Source organism: Shewanella sp. SM29 (assembly GCF_025654245.1).
GTDB lineage: Bacteria > Pseudomonadota > Gammaproteobacteria > Enterobacterales > Shewanellaceae > Shewanella > Shewanella oncorhynchi.
Window position 1 is genome coordinate 50,289 of record NZ_JAKKRN010000025.1, and the last position, 16,620, is coordinate 66,908.

17 protein-coding genes are annotated in these 16,620 nt (G+C 45.2%); 8 read left to right on the top strand and 9 right to left on the bottom strand.

The genetic code is table 11. From position 1 onward, the window contains the following. Positions 1–77: 77 nt before the first annotated feature. From menE to L5L77_RS16255, 5 genes are all read right to left on the bottom strand, one after another. A complete protein-coding gene (gene menE / locus L5L77_RS16235; protein ID WP_411569238.1) occupies positions 78–1,517 on the bottom strand; it encodes an o-succinylbenzoate--CoA ligase in 1,440 nt (479 codons plus the stop codon). Next, entirely contained in the window at positions 1,483–2,595 is a 1,113-nt protein-coding gene (gene menC, locus L5L77_RS16240) for an o-succinylbenzoate synthase (protein WP_263223121.1), read from the bottom strand. The genes menE and menC overlap by 35 nt, the downstream gene beginning before the upstream one ends. A 26-nt stretch (positions 2,596–2,621) precedes the next feature. Continuing rightward, complete coding sequence (menH, locus tag L5L77_RS16245) at positions 2,622–3,410, bottom strand: 2-succinyl-6-hydroxy-2,4-cyclohexadiene-1-carboxylate synthase (RefSeq protein WP_263223123.1); 789 nt, start codon at positions 3,408–3,410, stop codon at positions 2,622–2,624. Continuing rightward, positions 3,410–5,131 carry a 2-succinyl-5-enolpyruvyl-6-hydroxy-3-cyclohexene-1-carboxylic-acid synthase gene (menD, locus tag L5L77_RS16250; protein WP_263185128.1) on the bottom strand — a complete coding sequence of 574 codons (1,722 nt, stop codon included), beginning with the start codon at positions 5,129–5,131 and terminating at the stop codon, positions 3,410–3,412. Before menD ends, menH begins: the two co-directional genes overlap by 1 nt. A 186-nt stretch (positions 5,132–5,317) precedes the next feature. Further along, positions 5,318–6,286 carry a LysR family transcriptional regulator gene (locus L5L77_RS16255; protein WP_105250597.1) on the bottom strand — a complete coding sequence of 323 codons (969 nt, stop codon included), beginning with the start codon at positions 6,284–6,286 and terminating at the stop codon, positions 5,318–5,320. Between the two features lie 410 nt (positions 6,287–6,696). On the opposite strand from L5L77_RS16255, the gene L5L77_RS16260 reads away from it, so the two are divergent. The 4 genes from L5L77_RS16260 (at position 6,697) to nrfD (ending at position 9,343) form a co-directional block, all read left to right on the top strand. Further along, positions 6,697–7,173: a DUF2726 domain-containing protein gene (locus L5L77_RS16260; RefSeq protein ID WP_105250596.1), complete on the top strand. Its 477-nt coding sequence runs from the start codon at positions 6,697–6,699 to the stop codon at positions 7,171–7,173. Positions 7,174–7,249: 76 nt separating this feature from the next. Next, positions 7,250–7,714, top strand: a complete 465-nt coding sequence (locus L5L77_RS16265; protein ID WP_105250595.1) for a cytochrome c3 family protein — start codon at positions 7,250–7,252, stop codon at positions 7,712–7,714. A gap of 4 nt (positions 7,715–7,718) precedes the next feature. After that, on the top strand, positions 7,719–8,405 hold the full coding sequence (locus L5L77_RS16270) for a 4Fe-4S dicluster domain-containing protein (RefSeq protein WP_105250594.1): 687 nt from the start codon (positions 7,719–7,721) through the stop codon (positions 8,403–8,405). Further along, complete coding sequence (gene nrfD, locus L5L77_RS16275; RefSeq protein ID WP_105250593.1) at positions 8,402–9,343, top strand: cytochrome c nitrite reductase subunit NrfD; 942 nt, start codon at positions 8,402–8,404, stop codon at positions 9,341–9,343. The genes L5L77_RS16270 and nrfD overlap by 4 nt, the downstream gene beginning before the upstream one ends. A gap of 269 nt (positions 9,344–9,612) precedes the next feature. On the opposite strand, the gene L5L77_RS16280 is transcribed toward nrfD, so the two are convergent. Beyond that, positions 9,613–10,044 (bottom strand): Lrp/AsnC family transcriptional regulator, encoded by a 432-nt coding sequence (locus L5L77_RS16280; protein ID WP_006079646.1) that lies wholly within the window; start codon positions 10,042–10,044, stop codon positions 9,613–9,615. A 251-nt stretch (positions 10,045–10,295) separates the two neighbouring features. Between L5L77_RS16280 and yjeH the strand changes: the two genes are divergently transcribed. Both yjeH and L5L77_RS16290 read left to right on the top strand, forming a co-directional pair. After that, entirely contained in the window at positions 10,296–11,558 is a 1,263-nt protein-coding gene (yjeH, locus tag L5L77_RS16285) for an L-methionine/branched-chain amino acid transporter (protein ID WP_263185129.1), read from the top strand. Between the two features lie 288 nt (positions 11,559–11,846). Further along, a complete protein-coding gene (locus L5L77_RS16290; RefSeq protein WP_173248173.1) occupies positions 11,847–12,671 on the top strand; it encodes an HDOD domain-containing protein in 825 nt (274 codons plus the stop codon). Between the two features lie 177 nt (positions 12,672–12,848). On the opposite strand, the gene L5L77_RS16295 is transcribed toward L5L77_RS16290, so the two are convergent. After that, positions 12,849–13,310, bottom strand: a complete 462-nt coding sequence (locus L5L77_RS16295) for a TerB family tellurite resistance protein (protein WP_263185130.1) — start codon at positions 13,308–13,310, stop codon at positions 12,849–12,851. A gap of 100 nt (positions 13,311–13,410) precedes the next feature. Next, positions 13,411–13,941, bottom strand: coding sequence for a DUF2780 domain-containing protein (locus tag L5L77_RS16300; protein WP_168827259.1), 531 nt, complete (start codon positions 13,939–13,941; stop codon positions 13,411–13,413). Between the two features lie 190 nt (positions 13,942–14,131). On the opposite strand from L5L77_RS16300, the gene L5L77_RS16305 reads away from it, so the two are divergent. Together L5L77_RS16305 and L5L77_RS16310 are read left to right on the top strand one after the other, a co-directional pair. Further along, a complete protein-coding gene (locus tag L5L77_RS16305; RefSeq protein WP_105250588.1) occupies positions 14,132–14,839 on the top strand; it encodes a hypothetical protein in 708 nt (235 codons plus the stop codon). A gap of 33 nt (positions 14,840–14,872) precedes the next feature. Continuing rightward, on the top strand, positions 14,873–16,351 hold the full coding sequence (locus tag L5L77_RS16310; protein ID WP_263185131.1) for a DUF4145 domain-containing protein: 1,479 nt from the start codon (positions 14,873–14,875) through the stop codon (positions 16,349–16,351). Between the two features lie 57 nt (positions 16,352–16,408). Here L5L77_RS16310 and L5L77_RS16315 read toward each other — a convergent pair. Beyond that, on the bottom strand, positions 16,409–16,620 hold a 212-nt coding region (locus L5L77_RS16315), incomplete at its 5' end, for a transposase (protein ID WP_263163063.1).

Sequence of the window (16,620 nt, forward strand, 5' to 3'; positions counted from 1 at the left end):
GTAACTTAACCATAAAAAAACCTGCTGCGGCAGGTTTTTTTATGGGTGAAATTTGGCTTGATGACGTTGATGATAAATCAGTGTTTAACAAGATTAGCTATCAAGGCTTTTCTATTTACTTTCAGCCCTGCCTGCTCATGATTTTCTGGCCATACATAATACTGTCTTGGGCGTTTGAAGCGGGCGATTTTGTCGGCGAGGAACAATTCGAGTTCACTTGCAATCGACTCTGGGTGGTGGGTTAAACTGCCGCGAATGATGGCGGCGGGGAGACTGCCAAATTGTGCATCGGGGATGGCGAAAACGATAGCATCATCTATTTGTGGGTGCTGTTTAAGCGCGGCTTCGATTTCTTCTGGCTGGATGTTTTCGCCGCCGCAGATAAACATATTATCGACGCGGCCATGAATGCGCAGATTACCATTTTCGTCCCATTCGCCCATGTCTTTGGTGTAAAACCAGCCGTCTTGTTCAACGCACTTTTGTATTCCATCCGCGGTGAGATAGCCCATAAACAGGCATGCGCCGCGTACCAAAATCACACCATCTTCGATTTTAAGCTCACGCTTGGGGAGTAATTTGCCACTGCTGCCGTCGCTAAAAGCGTGACCTGTGGTGATCTGCGAGCCCATTTCCGTCATGCCGTAACTGGTGTAACTGGCGATATTGCGTTGCTTAAGTTGTTCGAGTAAGTCGATTGAGACTGCGCCGCCACCAAGTAATAAGGCTTTGATACTTTTAAGCTTGCTGCTCGTATCGACGAGTAACTTGCTCAGTTGTGTGGGAACGAGAGATATGTGAGTCAACTGATCTTGGTCAATCTGCTGACCAAGGCTAAGCGCTTGATCTGGCAGGACAACACTGGCACCGACTAAGGCACAGCGGTTTAATATCGCAAGACCGCCAATATGGAATAAGGGCAAGGAGAGTAGCCAAGCATCACCTTGTTCGAGTGGGATTAAGCTGCGGGCACCTTCGGCATTGGCAATATGATTCGCTAAGCAATGCACCGCCGCTTTGGGAAAGCCACTAGAGCCTGAAGTTAAAATCACATTAGCTGGGCGAGTAAAGTCGACAGGCAGGGCTAAGTCACTGCTAACGCGATTGAAATTTAAGCGCAAGTGATGACAATTCTGTAGTTCGTAAACCTCAGTACTCCAAATATAGCGGATCTGATGTTGATCAACTAAGCCTTGGATCTGAGCGAGGGGAAAACGTGGCGAGATAGGAAAAAAGATTGCTCCAATATCGATGCAGGCCCAATAGAGACAAATCATCTCGAGATTATTGCTAGCAATACAGGCGAGCGGCTCACCGTTTGAGATCCCCGCAGCACTTAGCTGCTTAGCCAGTGCGATAACGCACTGGCTAAGCTTTGAGTAACTAATGTCTTCCCCCGCCAACTTGATGGCTGTTTGCTGTGGAAACGCAAGCGCAGCTTGGTGCACGGGTGGCAGTGCAAGCGGTTTTGATAGGCTGGCATTAGACAAACTCGTTTCCCTCACTTTTAGCTGCATCATCATTTTGTTGAGTTGAATCAATGACATGTAGTGCAATGGGCTCAAGTTGCGCGAGTGTGAGGCAGTATTTTTTACCCGATGACACGATTAAATCTTGGCTAAAGGCGCTGAGGGTATCGAGCCCAGGGATTTCATCGGGAGTGAGAATCGCGGCTAAATGAGCCAGATCATTAATGCCTAAACTGCTCTCTAGACTCGAACTGATAATGCAACGTACGCCATAGCTTTGCGCCGTATCGATTAAATTAGCTAGTTTTTCGATACTGCCGAGCAGCATAGGTTTGATGACAAGCGCAGTCAGACCATTTTGCATTACAAACTGGTATTCTGGATCGTTGAGCGATTCATCGAGGGCGTAGGGTATACCAATTGCTTGATAAAATTCATGATTATCATGAGGATTCAGGCAAGGTTCCTCAATGTACTCTATGGTATCTAGGGGTAAGCAAGCAGCAAATTCGATTGCTTGCTCAAGTGTAAACCCTCGGTTCGCGTCCAAACGCAATTTGAGATCGGGGCGGGTACGTAAAATGCCATAAATCAGGCTTAGTTCATCTTCGATTGAAGTTTGCGCGACTTTGACTTTCACCGAACGAACATTCCTGCTAAGGGCGGCAATTTTGCTATCGAGCAAGTCTTTGCTGGCATCCGTTGGATGATAAATCAAAGGGACTGTGGCCGTTTGTGGACGAATGGCATCGAGTTTGCCCATTAACTTGCCATGTAACAGACTTAAACCAAAGGCCAAAGAAGGGTAAGGACTTTGCTCGGCGCATTCTAGCAATGTATCAATATGCTGACCGCAGAGTTGGGGTAATAATCCAGTCAAAGCCGTTTGCACTTGAGTGAGTGTTTCACGGCTGAACCCCATCAAGGCTTGTTTATCGACATCTATGCCAGAGAGTGGGGCAATTTCAACTTCGACTTGTCTATGCTCGCCACCAACATTAGCGCTGGCACTGACACTGGCTTGTATTACTAATCCCGCTCTGTGATCGATACGTTGCTTGCCGACGGGCAATAATACGTCGAGCGGTAGTCGATATTGATACAGGTTAAGCGAAGTTAATATCATATATTACCTACATTTTAATTCTGTCATTACCCTAGCAACTTCACTATTTTTGAGGTTAATGCCTCGGGAGCAGCTTGGTGTATGTTGTGGCCGGCGCCGTGAATACTATGGACGAGGATGGGCGCGTGTAATTGCCACTCTTGGGCGAGAGCGTGGAACTTGGCATCTTGGCTGCCCGCAAAGAAATGGCACTCACAGGTAAGCAGCAAAGGTACATCCCACATCGATGCTTGGTGTGCGAGTGAGGTGGCTATGAATACCTCTTTAAGCCGCAGTTTAGGATGCAGATCTAATGCTGCAGAACGATGCTCTATTAAGGTTTTTCGTTTGGTAGCCGTCATATCGGCAAATACGGGCTGCTGATACCACAAGCTTAAAAAGTCTTTGCTATTCAGATGCAGTAAACGCTCGGCCCACTGGGTATCATTTTTGATTCTGGCAAGTTTTTCTTGCGGGTCTGTAAGTCCAGGATGGCAGGATTCGAGGTTTAGGCTCAGTAGTCTTTCTGGATAGGCTTTGGCAAGGTGCAGAGCAATACGGCCACCTAGAGAATAACCATAGAGATGGAATTGACCAATATGAAGGCCATTCAGGTGTGCCAACACATCTTCAACACATTGGTTAAATCCATCTAATTCGGTTGGCTTCAACTCCTTTTGGTTATCCCCATGGCCCGGCAGATCTAAGCAAATACAGTGAAAGTGCTGGCTTAGCGCAGGCATTAACGGCAACCAGTCGGTCTTAGTGCCTAAAAAGCCATGCAGTAACACTAAGGTCGGTAGTGAAGGATCGCCGTAACGGGCCATGGTTGGCATTAGCTTTGTTTCACCCACAAGTTGAGCTCGGCGATTTGGTCGCTGGCTTGTGTTTGACTTACATTGACTTCAATGATCGAAGCCCCCTGAAAATCCAGCGCTTCATTATAGCTATCTTGAAAATCGGCTAAATTATCCACTTGATTATAGGGCAAATTAAACATAGCTGCGGCGTAGCCAAATTCTAAACCGTGGCTGAGTCGATAATAATCGCTACGGACCTGTTCATTGGGAACGGGCAATAAGTTAAAGATGTTACCGCCATCGTTATTGAGGATCACGATCACCAGAGGACTGGTTAAGCCTTTAGCGATGGCCAGCGAGTTAAGATCGTGCAGTTGTGATAAATCACCGATGATTAAACTCGTGGGTTTGCCTTCATGGGCCGCAATACCGCAGGCGGTGGCGAGTAATCCGTCAATACCCGATGCGCCACGATTAGTATAAGTGGTTGCCGTACAACAACTGACAGGGGCATACATGTCGTACAAGCGTACAGGCAGGCTATTGCCGATAAAAAGCTGCTGTTCTAGCGGACGAGTATTGGCGATGGCACGCACAACTTGTGCTTCACCAAATTCCCCTTGGTCGATATTGCGCACAAATAAGTTATGCAATTCATCGTTATAGGTGATTAGAGTATTCGCCCAGTTTGCAGAGGATGAGCGATACCAATTTAAGGCCGCAAACTGCTGTGCATTCGCGTGCCAAATGTGTTTAGCATTGTGACTAGGGTCAAGCCTGTCTTGTTCTGGTAAAACCTGCCAATAGCTGTGCCAATTTTGCTCGGCGAGATAACCTATCAAGCGTTTTGATAATAAACGGCCGCCGAATACGAGTACACGATCCGCTTCCTGCAATAGATTACGCGCCCTTGGATGTTGCAGCAGTTGATCAATATTACCTATCGCCGCGGGATGCTGACGCAGTTGCGACTGGGCATCAGTAAGTAATGGCCAGCCGATTTTTTGCGATAGGGCAATTAGTTGCTGTGGATCTTGTTCAGGCGTGAGAGTGCCGACAACGATCACCCCTTTACCGTGGACGAACCGCATAATGGCATCGTCACTTGGGCTGCTCACCTGTTTGCTCTTACCGTATTGGGTATACGGGCGTGCGAGCTGCAGCCAAGTTTGCAATGGTTTGAGGTAGGGTGATTCGGCATCGAGAATCGCGCCACTGAGTTCACTCGGATACAAGGGCTCACGGTACATGCAGTTGATGTGCACTGGACGAGTTTGATTCGCCACTGCTTCATCCACTGTGGTAAGCAACGCCTGCGGTGCGATATGTGTATCCGGTGTTGGCAAATTCACTTGAGTGGCGTAATTCGCAAAAATTCCCGGTTGGACTATGGCTTGATTGGCACCGCAGCCGAGTAATTCTGGCGGACGATCGCCACTTAAGACGATTAAAGGTACATGGGTCAGCCACGCCTCCACAATGGCAGGGTACAAGTTGGCGACTGCTGTGCCTGAGGTCGTAATGATGGCGACCGGTGCGCGGCTGGCTTTGGCTAGACCTAAGGCCATAAAGCCGAGCCCACGCTCGTCGAAATGTAAGTGACGCTGGAGTTTAGTTTGCTGGGCGGCGGCGAGGGTTAACGGTGTTGAGCGCGAGCCCGGCGCCATACACACATGTTGCACGCCAAGACGTGCTAACTCCTCAAGAATAAGGGCGCCCCAAATAAGATTAAGAGTGGCTGTATTTTCGGTCCGCATAGCTGAATCTATTAGGATAAAGATGGGCTTAGTGTAACGTGTTTATGCTCCAAGATGTATGCTTGGTTTAACAATTCTCGAGTGGATCGCATGGGGGCTGAGGTGGAGCCTAAGCTAAGGCAGAGGATGCCTGTCACCTCGTGTATCGGTGGTTTATTGTTTGGATATGTTGAGCTATTTGCTTGGCTAGATAATACGATCGACGATTTTTTTAATCTCTCCGCTTAACCATTTCAAGTCCTCATTGATTGCATTAGGCTGATTTTTTTGCACTAAGAAAATCGTTGGGGTTTCTGTATCTGCATATAAACGTTCTGCTTCATACTGCGATAGTTGACACGTATGCAGTTCAGGAATATCGCTCACCATTTCGTAAACTATCCGATAAGGCAATAGGGAGACTGCATTACTTTCGCCTAGATATTCAAACAAACTTGAAATACTGGTAATGGTAATTTCAGTATTGAGTTTAATGCCATTCGTTATGCAAAACTCTTGGTATGGACTCAATTTGGTGCTGGGATTACCAAGATCCGTATTGACATAGGGGTATTCCGCAATCGTTTCTAGGGTGATTTCCCGTTTAAAAATAGGATGATGCCTGCTAGCAATCAGGTAGAGTTTGTCCATACGTTGCAATTCAGTCGTTAGCAGTTTATCGCCGAAGGCGGCAACATCGGCAGCACTTTTATTGCAACAAATACCTAGGGTTGTATCACCATTAATAATGTCTTGAGTCGTATGCATAGACCAAGGGTTTATATTAATGTGCATGGGTTTTTGCTCTTCTTTAATAGCCTGCATCAAGGCTTTAGGAAAGGTGTAGGCAATTAACCCTGGTGCTGCAATTTCGACATGTGTCTTAACTTGGCGAGTGTTTGCTATTCTGGCTTTTTGAAACTTATCAGTACACTCAATTGCTTCTTTTGCAATTGGATATAAATGAGTAGCAAACTCATTTGGGAATAAGCCATATTTACGACGAATAAATAACTCATCACCAAAAATTTCCCGTAGATTTTTAAGGCTACGGCTGATTTTAGGAGCTGGAATGTCTAGCGCTTTCGATACATAGGTTGCTGACTTGTTCTCATATAATGAAACAAGTATTTTTAAACTCAGAATATCGAGGCCATCCATGTTACTAATGTGCATTTTTTATATTCCTTAATATTGAGAAAATACTTAAATCAATGCCTAATTATGGTGCTAATTAATAATTTTAATGTGAAACTAATCCCAAGTTTTGGATCTAGATTTTATCTATGTGTATCAAAGGTTTTTTTTGTTTTATTTTTAATATTTAAAATGGTTTTTCATAAAATTTAAAATTTCAAAAACTGATATTTACATATTTAAAATACAAATACTGAATTATCAAGTATCAATATTTGTATTTAAGATTTACATAATTTTGCAATGTGACGAGCCGTGTAAATCATTGTTTATATTTAAGTTGTTATTTGCAAGTGTGACATGCGTCAAGAAAAGATAAGTGTTTTCAAATAATACTAAAGTTGCTTTAAAGGAGATAACAAAAAATAAATTAGTTTTTGGAGGCGTGTATGAATACTTCAGTCATTCTCAGCTATGCGTTTATGTACTTCGTACTATTCGTAGCAGTACCATTCGTGTTTGTGATGTTTGTCATGACTTGCATTAAGTTTTTTAAAGCAGGTCCTGATGAAGCCGCACATCATGAGATGAAACTTAAACCAGTATTGTTTGATAAACAAAGCTTCAATTTTTTTAAATCATTAAAAACAGTTGTTGAAGGTAAATACGATGTTTGTTGTAACGTGCCATTAGACACTGTATTTGAGATGGACAAACATGATACGGAATTAAATCATGAATGCCGACTCGATTATGTATTGATCGACCATGATTCATCTGAAGTGAAAATGGTGATCAGTGATTTTGGCAAAGAAACTAACTCACCACTGAAAAAACTGTTTAGCAAGTTCAATATCAGTTTCATTGAAATGAACCAGCATAAACAGTGGGATACTCAGAGTCTTAAGCAAGCCTTGGCTGTGTGATCTTGACCGTCGGGTTCGGAATTATCCGAACTCGACCCCTTCTTTACCTTCCTACGGATAAATGTGAGGACTTCCTATGTCCAAAAGACAATGGCTGTGGTCGTTACGCTTAGGTGCTGCTGCGTTGCTTTTAAGCTTTTCTGCAATGAGTGCTGAGCCAGCCAATCAAATTAACAGTGATGCTTGTATGAAGTGTCACAAGCGTAATGGTCAAATGTTAGGGCATCATGGTCAAGATGCGATGAAAATGAGCTGTTCTTCCTGTCATGGAGAAAAGGGCGATCACCCTAAGAAACCGAATGATATGGTGGTCTTTGGTATGGAAGAATCGTCGGATCTGACGGTTCAGCTGAGAGTGTGTCAGAAGTGTCATACCAAGAAAAAACTCAGTGGAGCAGATTGGACGCATAACGTACATGCTCAAAAAGTGCCTTGTGCCGCCTGCCATAAATTACATAGCCCAACGGATCCAATGGCGGATATGACGCCGAAGGTTCGCAGTGAGCTATGTAGCAGTTGCCACACTGGCAAGCAGGAGTAAGGTTATGGAAAATTCAAAAAGAAGATTTCTAAAAGGCACCTGTGCCTTATTTGCCGGCGCTACAGGTGCATCATTACTCGCCACAGTGAATGCATCGGATAGTGTTAAAGCAGAACCTGATGTCAAATATGCACTTATTCATGATGAAACTAAGTGTATAGGTTGCCAAGCGTGTGAGGTGGCTTGTCGTGAAGTGAATAATGTACCCGAAGGTGTGTCTAGGCTTCAAATTAAGCAAGCGGGTCCCTTTGGCGAATACCCTAATCAGTTTTATCACTTTAGTCGCAAGTCTTGTCAGCATTGTGAAGACGCGCCCTGTGTAAATGTATGTCCAACTGGAGCTGCATTTATTGATAAAGAAACGGGTATCGTTTCTGTCGATGCATGGAAATGCGTAGGTTGCCAATACTGTATTGCAGCTTGTCCTTATCAAGTCCGTTTTATTAATCCTGTCACCCATGCGGCGGATAAGTGTGATTTCTGCCGAGAAACTAACCTAGCTCAAGGTAAACAACCTGCCTGTGTTGCTGCTTGTCCAACAAAGGCACTCGTGTTCGGTAATTTAAAAGATCCGACTTCTGAGGTTGTTCAAGTTCTGCGGTCTAATCCAACCCAGCGCACTAAGGTTGATCTTGGAACGAGACCTAAATTGTTCCGTATCGTTGCAAAATCAGGGGAGGTGATACTATGAGTGCCCTACATTTTGATACCTTAGTGTGGCATTGGCCGATTGCAATTTACCTGTTTTTAGCAGGTGTATCTGCGGGAGCCATGTTCTTCGCCGTACTGTTGAAACATTTTGTTTTGAAGCAAAACGCCTATCAGTCTGGTTTTGTGCGAGCCGCTTGTATTGTCGCGCCTGTAGCTGTGATGGCCGGGTTAGGGATATTGGTCGCAGACTTAACTAAACCTCTCGATTTTTGGAAGATTTTGGTGTTCTACAACCCTAAATCTGTCATGTCGATGGGCGTGCTTATTCTGCTGATTTACCAAGTATTCATGTTTATGTGGATTGGTTTAACCTTCCGTAAACCTGTTGATGCTTGGTGTGAAACACGCTTTCCTATTGTGCTTAAGTTGACCGCATTATTGGCTCGATTTGAAGCGACAATTACAGGATTGCTCGTGATTCTATCCTTGGCATTGGGCGCGTATACAGGCTTCCTGCTCTCGGCCTTGCCAGGCTATCCCATGCTTAAAAATCCTGTGTTACCTCTGCTGTTTTTGGCATCTGGTTTGTCTTCCGGTGCGGCATCATCTTTACTCGGTGGCGTGTTGATGAATGGCAAACCTAATGACAAAGAGGTGCACTTTATCCACAAGGTTGAAATCCCACTGATTTTAGTTGAAATCGTGCTGATTTTTACCTTCTTTATGGGCTTAGTGCTAACAGGTGGGCAGAGTAAAATAGCCGCCTTTAATGCCTTAGGGTATGGCTTCTGGGGATGGATTTTCTGGCTTGGTATTATTGGACTCGGTTTGTCTGGACCATTGGCGATGAATCTGTTTATGACGGCGACATCTAAACGGAAATGGGCCTATGTGGCGGGGACGGCTTGCTTGAGCTTGATCGGGGTATTACTGCTACGTAACTTCATACTCTATACAGGACAAATGACGATTGCTTAAGGCGTACCGTTAATTAATGACGAAAAAATCATAATAATCAATGGAATCGACGGATCGCGGAAACAATGTCAAAGGAAAACATTGTAGATGAGGCCCTTGCGGCGCTGGCTGAGCTCTCAAGGGTTAAGTCTAGCCGCGGTTGGTTGTGTAACAGGGAGGTCGCTGGGCAAGGATGCCATATTTTACACTTCAATATTTTGCCCTGCCTCCAAACGGGCCTCGCCACCTTATTCCTAAGGGTGGCGTTTCTTGTTTTAGGGAGGCACGATTTACTCGCCGAGGTTATTAATCCATTCACTCATTACCACATGGGTTTTGATCTTGATGATGTCAGTGTGAGTGTCGATATACTCACGGATCTCATGCAGGCGGCGCATCGAGGGCGCATGCACGTACACGAGTAAATCCATATCACCAGAAATACCACGGCAGGTAATTACTTCGGGAATCGCTTGGAATACGTGTACCACGTCGGCGCAACGTGGACATTGATGCTGGATTTCGAAATAAGCCGATACTCCTTCTTTTTGCGACTCACTCAAGAGCACTTGATAGCCACGGATCACTCCAGTTTGTTCGAGCTTTTTTATGCGCTCGGCAACCGCACTACGGGATAGATTGACCTGTTCAGCGATATTCGACACGCTCTGGCGCGCATCCTGACGCAAACTATGAATGATGGCCGTATCGAATTTATCCAAGGGTGACTCCTGTGAAAATGGCTATATTGAATCTGTGTGTTATTTTGCCATTGGTTTGAATAACCACAGAATTTGCTGAGTATTTTTGCTTAAAATTTTACCAAAATTTAAGCTGGCCGTCATTTTGATGGAAATAACGTTATTTGCCGCGATTTTGCCGGTATTGGACGTGGAGAACACTGAAATTAACGGCAGATTGTAGGGCGAAATCTCATTATACTGACAGCTCAAAAACCACAGAATATTAACAGATGAATTCAAATAGCGGAACTATAGGTCGTTGGCAAGGTGCGGGTTTAATGGCGACCACTTTGCTCGGTACAGGGGTATTTATTTTGCCTCAGATGACTATTGAAAAAGCGCATTCTGGCGCCTTAGTCGCATGGATCTTGTTGACCTTGGCCATTATTCCTGTGGCACTGGTCTTTGGTCGTTTAGCGAGTGTATTTCCCCATGCCGCAGGCCCCGCTTACTTTGTCGAAAAAGCCTTTGGTCGCACTGCTGGTCGAACAATTGGACTGATCTTTTTACTGGTTGTGCCCATGGGGGCGCCGGCCGCGATTTTGATGACCTTTCAGTTTGTGAATGCCTTAATACCGATATCGGGTTGGTCCAAGGTTGGTGTTGAAATACTCGTGATTTTTGGCTTGTTTCTGATTAATTTAAGAGGCATCCAAGTGTCGGCTAAGCTGCAATTTGGCCTGACACTTTGCATTGTCGCCGTTGTTGTGGTCTTGTTTGGTGCGAGTAGTTTTCAGCAAGGTCATCTCACGACACTTGCTAGCCATGGTATGCCTGAAATGCCGACCGTGATGATTGCCGCTGGCATCGCTTTTTGGAGTTTCTTGGGTATAGAAGCTATGACCCATCTTGCCGATGATTTTCGTCGTCCGCAGCAGGATATGATCCCCGCTATGATGATGGGCACAGTGCTGGTGGGCGTGATTTATGTGGCTTGTACACTTTTACTGCTATTAGTGCCGACAGATAAAAGTGTCGCCATGATCGGCGTGTTTGACCAACTGCTCGGTGGTTACGGCGCACAAGTGATCGGTGTGTTAGGTATCGCAAGTGGATTGGCAACCGTTAACGTGTATGCGGCCAGTGCGGCACGTCTGGTCTGGAGTTTTAGTTGTGAAGGCATTTTACCGCGCTTCTTTGCCGTTAAGAATGCTCATGGTGTACCTATTCGAGCACTTGCTGCGCTGTTATCTGTGATGGCAAGCGTTATCGTACTGACTTATTTTACCGGGCAAGAGTTAGAGCACCTTATTGCATGGAGCAACGGCGTATTTGTGGTGATCTATTTGATGGCTATGCTCGCTGCCGCTAAGTTATTACCACGGCACAATTGGCCGCTGGTGGCGCTGGGTTGTGCGTTTTGCTTAGTATTAGGTTTTGCCCTAGGTGCAAGTATGTCCTACGTGCTTGTGTTGATCTTAGTGGTCGCGCCATTTTTGTGGTGGCAAAAGACCCATATTAGTCGCAAACAAAGTTTGGCGTTACCTGAGTAATATTCGCACCCTCTGGGGCTAAATCAACATGATGGGTTAATTAAAAAAGCCCCGAACTCTTTATTGTCATAAGAGTTTGGGGCTTTTTTGTGTGGCTTAGTGGATTTCGAAACTGGATATGATTGAGTGCGATTAAATTGAATGAAATAAAGAGGTAAACCTTAAGTCTGATGGCCGCCAAGCTTTGTTGCCGAAGGACTGCACATTACTGATATTTAATGTATCTCGGTGAGCGAGGCGATAACTTGTGTTCTATATTTTGATCATTCATACGGAAGGAGAATAAATATGGATTCAGCTGCGTTGCTCAATCGTGTCGATGAGTTACCTAGGTTACCTAAGGCGATCAGTGAATTGTTAGATGCGGTCAATGATGACAATGCGACAGTAAAAAGCATTGCCACTAAAGTTTCACACGATCCCTTAATTAGCGCTAGGGTGTTACGCCTTGCTAACTGTGCCCACTATGGACGCAGTCGAGAGGTTGGCACTATCGATGAAGCTGTTGTGCGTCTTGGGATGCAAACCCTACGAACCTTAGTGCTAGCATCGGCGGTGATTGGTGCCGTCCCTAAGTGTGAAGGAATAGATTTAGCCCAGTTTTGGGGGCAAACCTTTGAGATTGCTCTTTATAGCCAAGAAATGGCAAAGCGTTGTGGCGCAGTCCCAGAAGAGGCTTTTACTTGCGGTATCTTACATCGTATTGGCGATCTATTGATTGCGGCAGTATCGCCTGAAGATGCGGCGAAAATTGCCGAAGCTGTGGCGCAGGGTAAAGATAAGCATCAGTTTGAGCGCGAGTTACTTGGATATGATTCCCCTGATATTGGCGCATTACTAGCGAAAAATTGGAAGTTTACACCAGCGTTAGTGCAAGGCATTTTGTATCAAGACCACCCTAAGGATTCAAACCCATTTTCAAAACTTGCTGCGTTATTATGCTTATCTTACAAAGTTCTAGATGAGTGGGATACGATTGAGGATGATGAAAAAACCAGTTGGTTATCTCAATTAGCGACTAAGAAAGGATTGAAGATGGAGATGGGCGGGCTAAGGACTAAGTTGACTGAATTACACGGTTCGGGATATGAAATCGGTAAAGCGTTAGCTTAGGAGCTTGTTTAGCTTAGTGTTTTGGTGAGTAGGGCGGCAGTAAAAATATTTTTAGCCAAAGAGCGATATCAATTTAGTCTTAAGAAAGCAATCGCGTGAATGGGGAACGGGTGTTTCGCATTCACGCTTTTTTATGGGCTTTTGTTGATTTGCACTTTGATTGAATAGTGGATGTGGCTAGCCAGTTTGTTGGGTTGCAGCTATGGCAAGATTACGCATTTGGATCAACTCGCTGTGTTTGAGGTGCAACAAATCGGCGGTGCGTCGAATGATCTGGTCTTCATATTGGGATAGCTGGCCATCGGCGTAGGCCAGTTGCCACATTGCGAGCAACAATTGCTGCTTTTGCGCTAGGCTAAATTCAGCGTTAATGGCTGAGGTGAATTCAAAGAGTGAGGTCGCGCTGCCTTGTACGCTTTTAGCTTCATCAATCAGTATCTTAGCGTCTACTTCTGACATTGATAAGGTATCGGTTAGCAGCTTAGGTAATAAGGCTTCTTCCTCTGCCGTTAAGGTCTCATCGGCAAACACGACTTCAAGTAACATACTCGTTGCGGCCAGTTTAAGTTGATGTGCCTTGTCTTCAGGGGAGACTGCTTGAGTATGAGCTTCAAAAAATCGTCTTAATTTCGCAATCATATTTGGCGGTTCTCATGCTGGAGGGAATATAAAGTAGAGTCGATTGGGAAGTGAAAGTTCACCCTAAACCTTGTATTGCTTAGGGTGAGGTAAGACTGAATTACAGTAGCGAGTTCAGGCCTTTCACCAGTAAGTCTGAGGTGCCTTCAGTGCCATTGGTATCTAAGTAAGACTTAGCTATGTTGATCATTGGCATTGCTAGATCTTTAGAAATACCCAATTTTTCAAAGGCGTCTAATACCATAGCACTGCCTTGCAGTGATGAACCTAAATCACCCGCTTTGGATAATAAGCCAGAAACACCCGATTTTGAGTCCAATTTAGGCGCAGCGGCGAGCAAACTATCGGCATTAGGAATGCTGGCAGCCAGTTTTGAGTAGTCGGTTGTTCCTAGGCTTGATTGCGCTAAGCCTAATAAACTGCCTAAGCCACCTTCGGCTTGAGTTTGGTTTAAACCCAATTGTGACATGACGCTACCAACTAAATCATTCGACTGAGTAGCCGCTGCTGTAGTGGTCGCTTTTTCAGTTTTGGCTTGAGTTCCTGCCAAGTTATCTAACCAGCCTGCACTGGCGGGCGCCGCTAAAATACAAGTGCTGAGGAGGATAGAGAAGGTCAGAGTGTGTTTCATATGGAAGCGTCCTTTGATGGTTTGCGCACGAGTTCGCTGGACAGTTTAGCGGGTTTGTCACTTTTGTTGCAGTAGTTTTCTGTGATTTACGGTTCACACTGGTGATTTCTACTGTGCATTGCCAAGGGATTTTCGGTATCCTTAGCGGCAATTCTAAGTGTTAATTCATTTCAATTATTTGGAAAGTCGCATGTCACTATCCGCAATTTTGTCAGAAGCCTATAACTTCTTCCGTAATCATCTGGCGCAACTCGCTATGCTGACGATCCCATTACTCTTGATCCAAGTGGGGATCCAGTTATGGCTTGGTATAGAGATGAGTAAAGTTGATCTAGAAAACCCACAGTTTGGCGCGCCGCATATGATCGCCATGATGCTGTTACTACTTACTTTTTCGGTATTAATTGCCGCTTTGACTCTGTTTTTAGAACTGCGCTCACAAGGGCATAGTCCTTCAGCGGGAGTGGTGTTGAAGGCGAGTTTACCTTTTGTTCCACCATTATTATTGGCTGGGGTGTTTTCTGGTCTAGCGATTTTAGCACCAGTGATGCTGTTTGCCGCCTTCGGTCCTGTGTGGCTGGTAGGATTGGTAATTAGCTTCTATCTCTTTGCGCGTTTAGCCTATGTGAACTTTATGGTTGTGGTTGAGCGCTTAACACCGCTAGAAGCGATTAAGGGTAGTTTTAGTTTTAGTGGCCCTATCGTACTGAAAACCATTGCATTATTGATGTTATATTTACCACTCTCAGTCATAGGTAGCCAGCTTTCTGGGTTAGCGTCCATGGGCGGATTACCTGTGCAAATGTTAGCGGATACTTTTATGTCTTTTATTGGATTATTCGTTAACGTCGCTTTGTTCCGCTTATATATGGTGTCGAAAAAACCAAGCGTCGAATAGTGCAACATCAATTCAGCCTGCAGGGAATCACTCATGGGGACGAAAACAGTCATTAAGGATAGTGAGTTTATCCACGATTTTTCGGTCTCCTTGAGTGATGATTACCTCAAGGCTAAAAGCTATGTGCAGGATGTACCGACACAGTCGCTGCTACACATTCGCAGTTTTACCCATAAACTTACAGAGTTACTGGGGCAAGATAAGCAAATCGCGTTTTCGAGTCCGAATTTATACGATAGGATCGAACAGCTAAATCAGCGGCGCGTGATTGATGTGAAGACCACTCGTGCCCTGCATCGATTGCGTGCCGACGGTAACCGCGGCGCTCATCCTGAGAAATACCATCTCACCCAAGAACAATTACTCGCGCTAGCGCAAAAATCCATTAAAGATGTCCTGACTTTAGTCGAGCACTTGTATCCTAAGGTTAAAGGTCGAGTTGCCCCTGACTACTGTTATGAAGCGACTGACGCAATGACGGTGAGGGACTTATGCTACCGCGCGGTGATGGAAGATGACCCGCAAGCGCAGTATTTGGTGGGGATATCGTTTAAGACCAAGGCTTTGATACTGAAAGAACAAGAACTGCTCAAAGAGCAAGAACTTGTGGCTGAAGCCGAAGCTATATCAAGCCAAGATTTATCCATAGTTTCACCTCTAAATACCATTTCTCACATTAGCGCTGCTGACAGTTTTGCCCGAGCGGCCTATTGGTTTTCCCTTGCGGCACCTAAGCACATGGAAGCCTTACATGAGCATGGCGTAGCACTGATCCACGGTTATCAAGGCGCGCCAGAAGTGGCTAAAGGTGAACAGATCATTGCCACTGCAGCAGCAGCAGGTGTGGTCAATGCGATGGCGTTGTTGGGATATTTTTATCTTGTAGGCAGTGAGTCGTTTCAACCCGACAGCAAGTTAGCACAGCAATATTTACAAGGTGCGGCAGATGGCGAGCAAACTGAAGCGATGGCGAATTTAGGAGTGTTGCATTACCAGCAAAAGAACTTAACTCAAGCCTATCATTTTATAAGCAAAGCCGCGCAAGCAGGTTATCCCCATGCCCAGTATCATTTAGCATTAATGCTTGCCAATGGAGATGGTTGTACTCGAGATATGATTGCCAGTGAGCATTGGATGGCCGAAGCTGCCGAGCAAGGACAACTCGATGCTATGCTCACGCGGGCGCAACATATGCTCAATGATGACAATGCCTTTGGCAGTGATTTGACTCAAGCTGAGGATTATTTGCGCCAAGTGATAAAATATAGCCACAGTGTGCCTGCGATGATTGAGCTGAGTATGGCACTGGCCGACGGTATCTTAGGACGAATTGATGTCGTTGGATCTGCGGCTTTACTTAAACTGGCACGGCAAAATGCCAATAAAAAAGAGGCGGATATTATCGAGCCTCTGTGGCGTTCACTGGTATTACAGATTGAAAATGTGCTTGAGGTAACCCAAGATCCCGCCGAAATTCATAGCCTTAAACGCGCGCAGACCTTACTCGCTTGAGCGCAGTTTTGCTTCGATTGAACTAGGGTCTGTTGATCTTTGCTGTACAAATGTTGTTCAGCAATACATCGGCAGCCACATTAACATAAACGCCAGTGACACCATACTGGCGTAATTTCTTGCTAGCTTGTCATATCTTGTTGATATTGCTCGATAGTGCTTAATTCTTCCAAAAGCATTCTCCACTAAATGTCGATACCGATATAAGCACCAATCGACTCTTTCTTGAGGTGTATTCTTATAGCGGCGCCTTGGAATGACAGATTTCC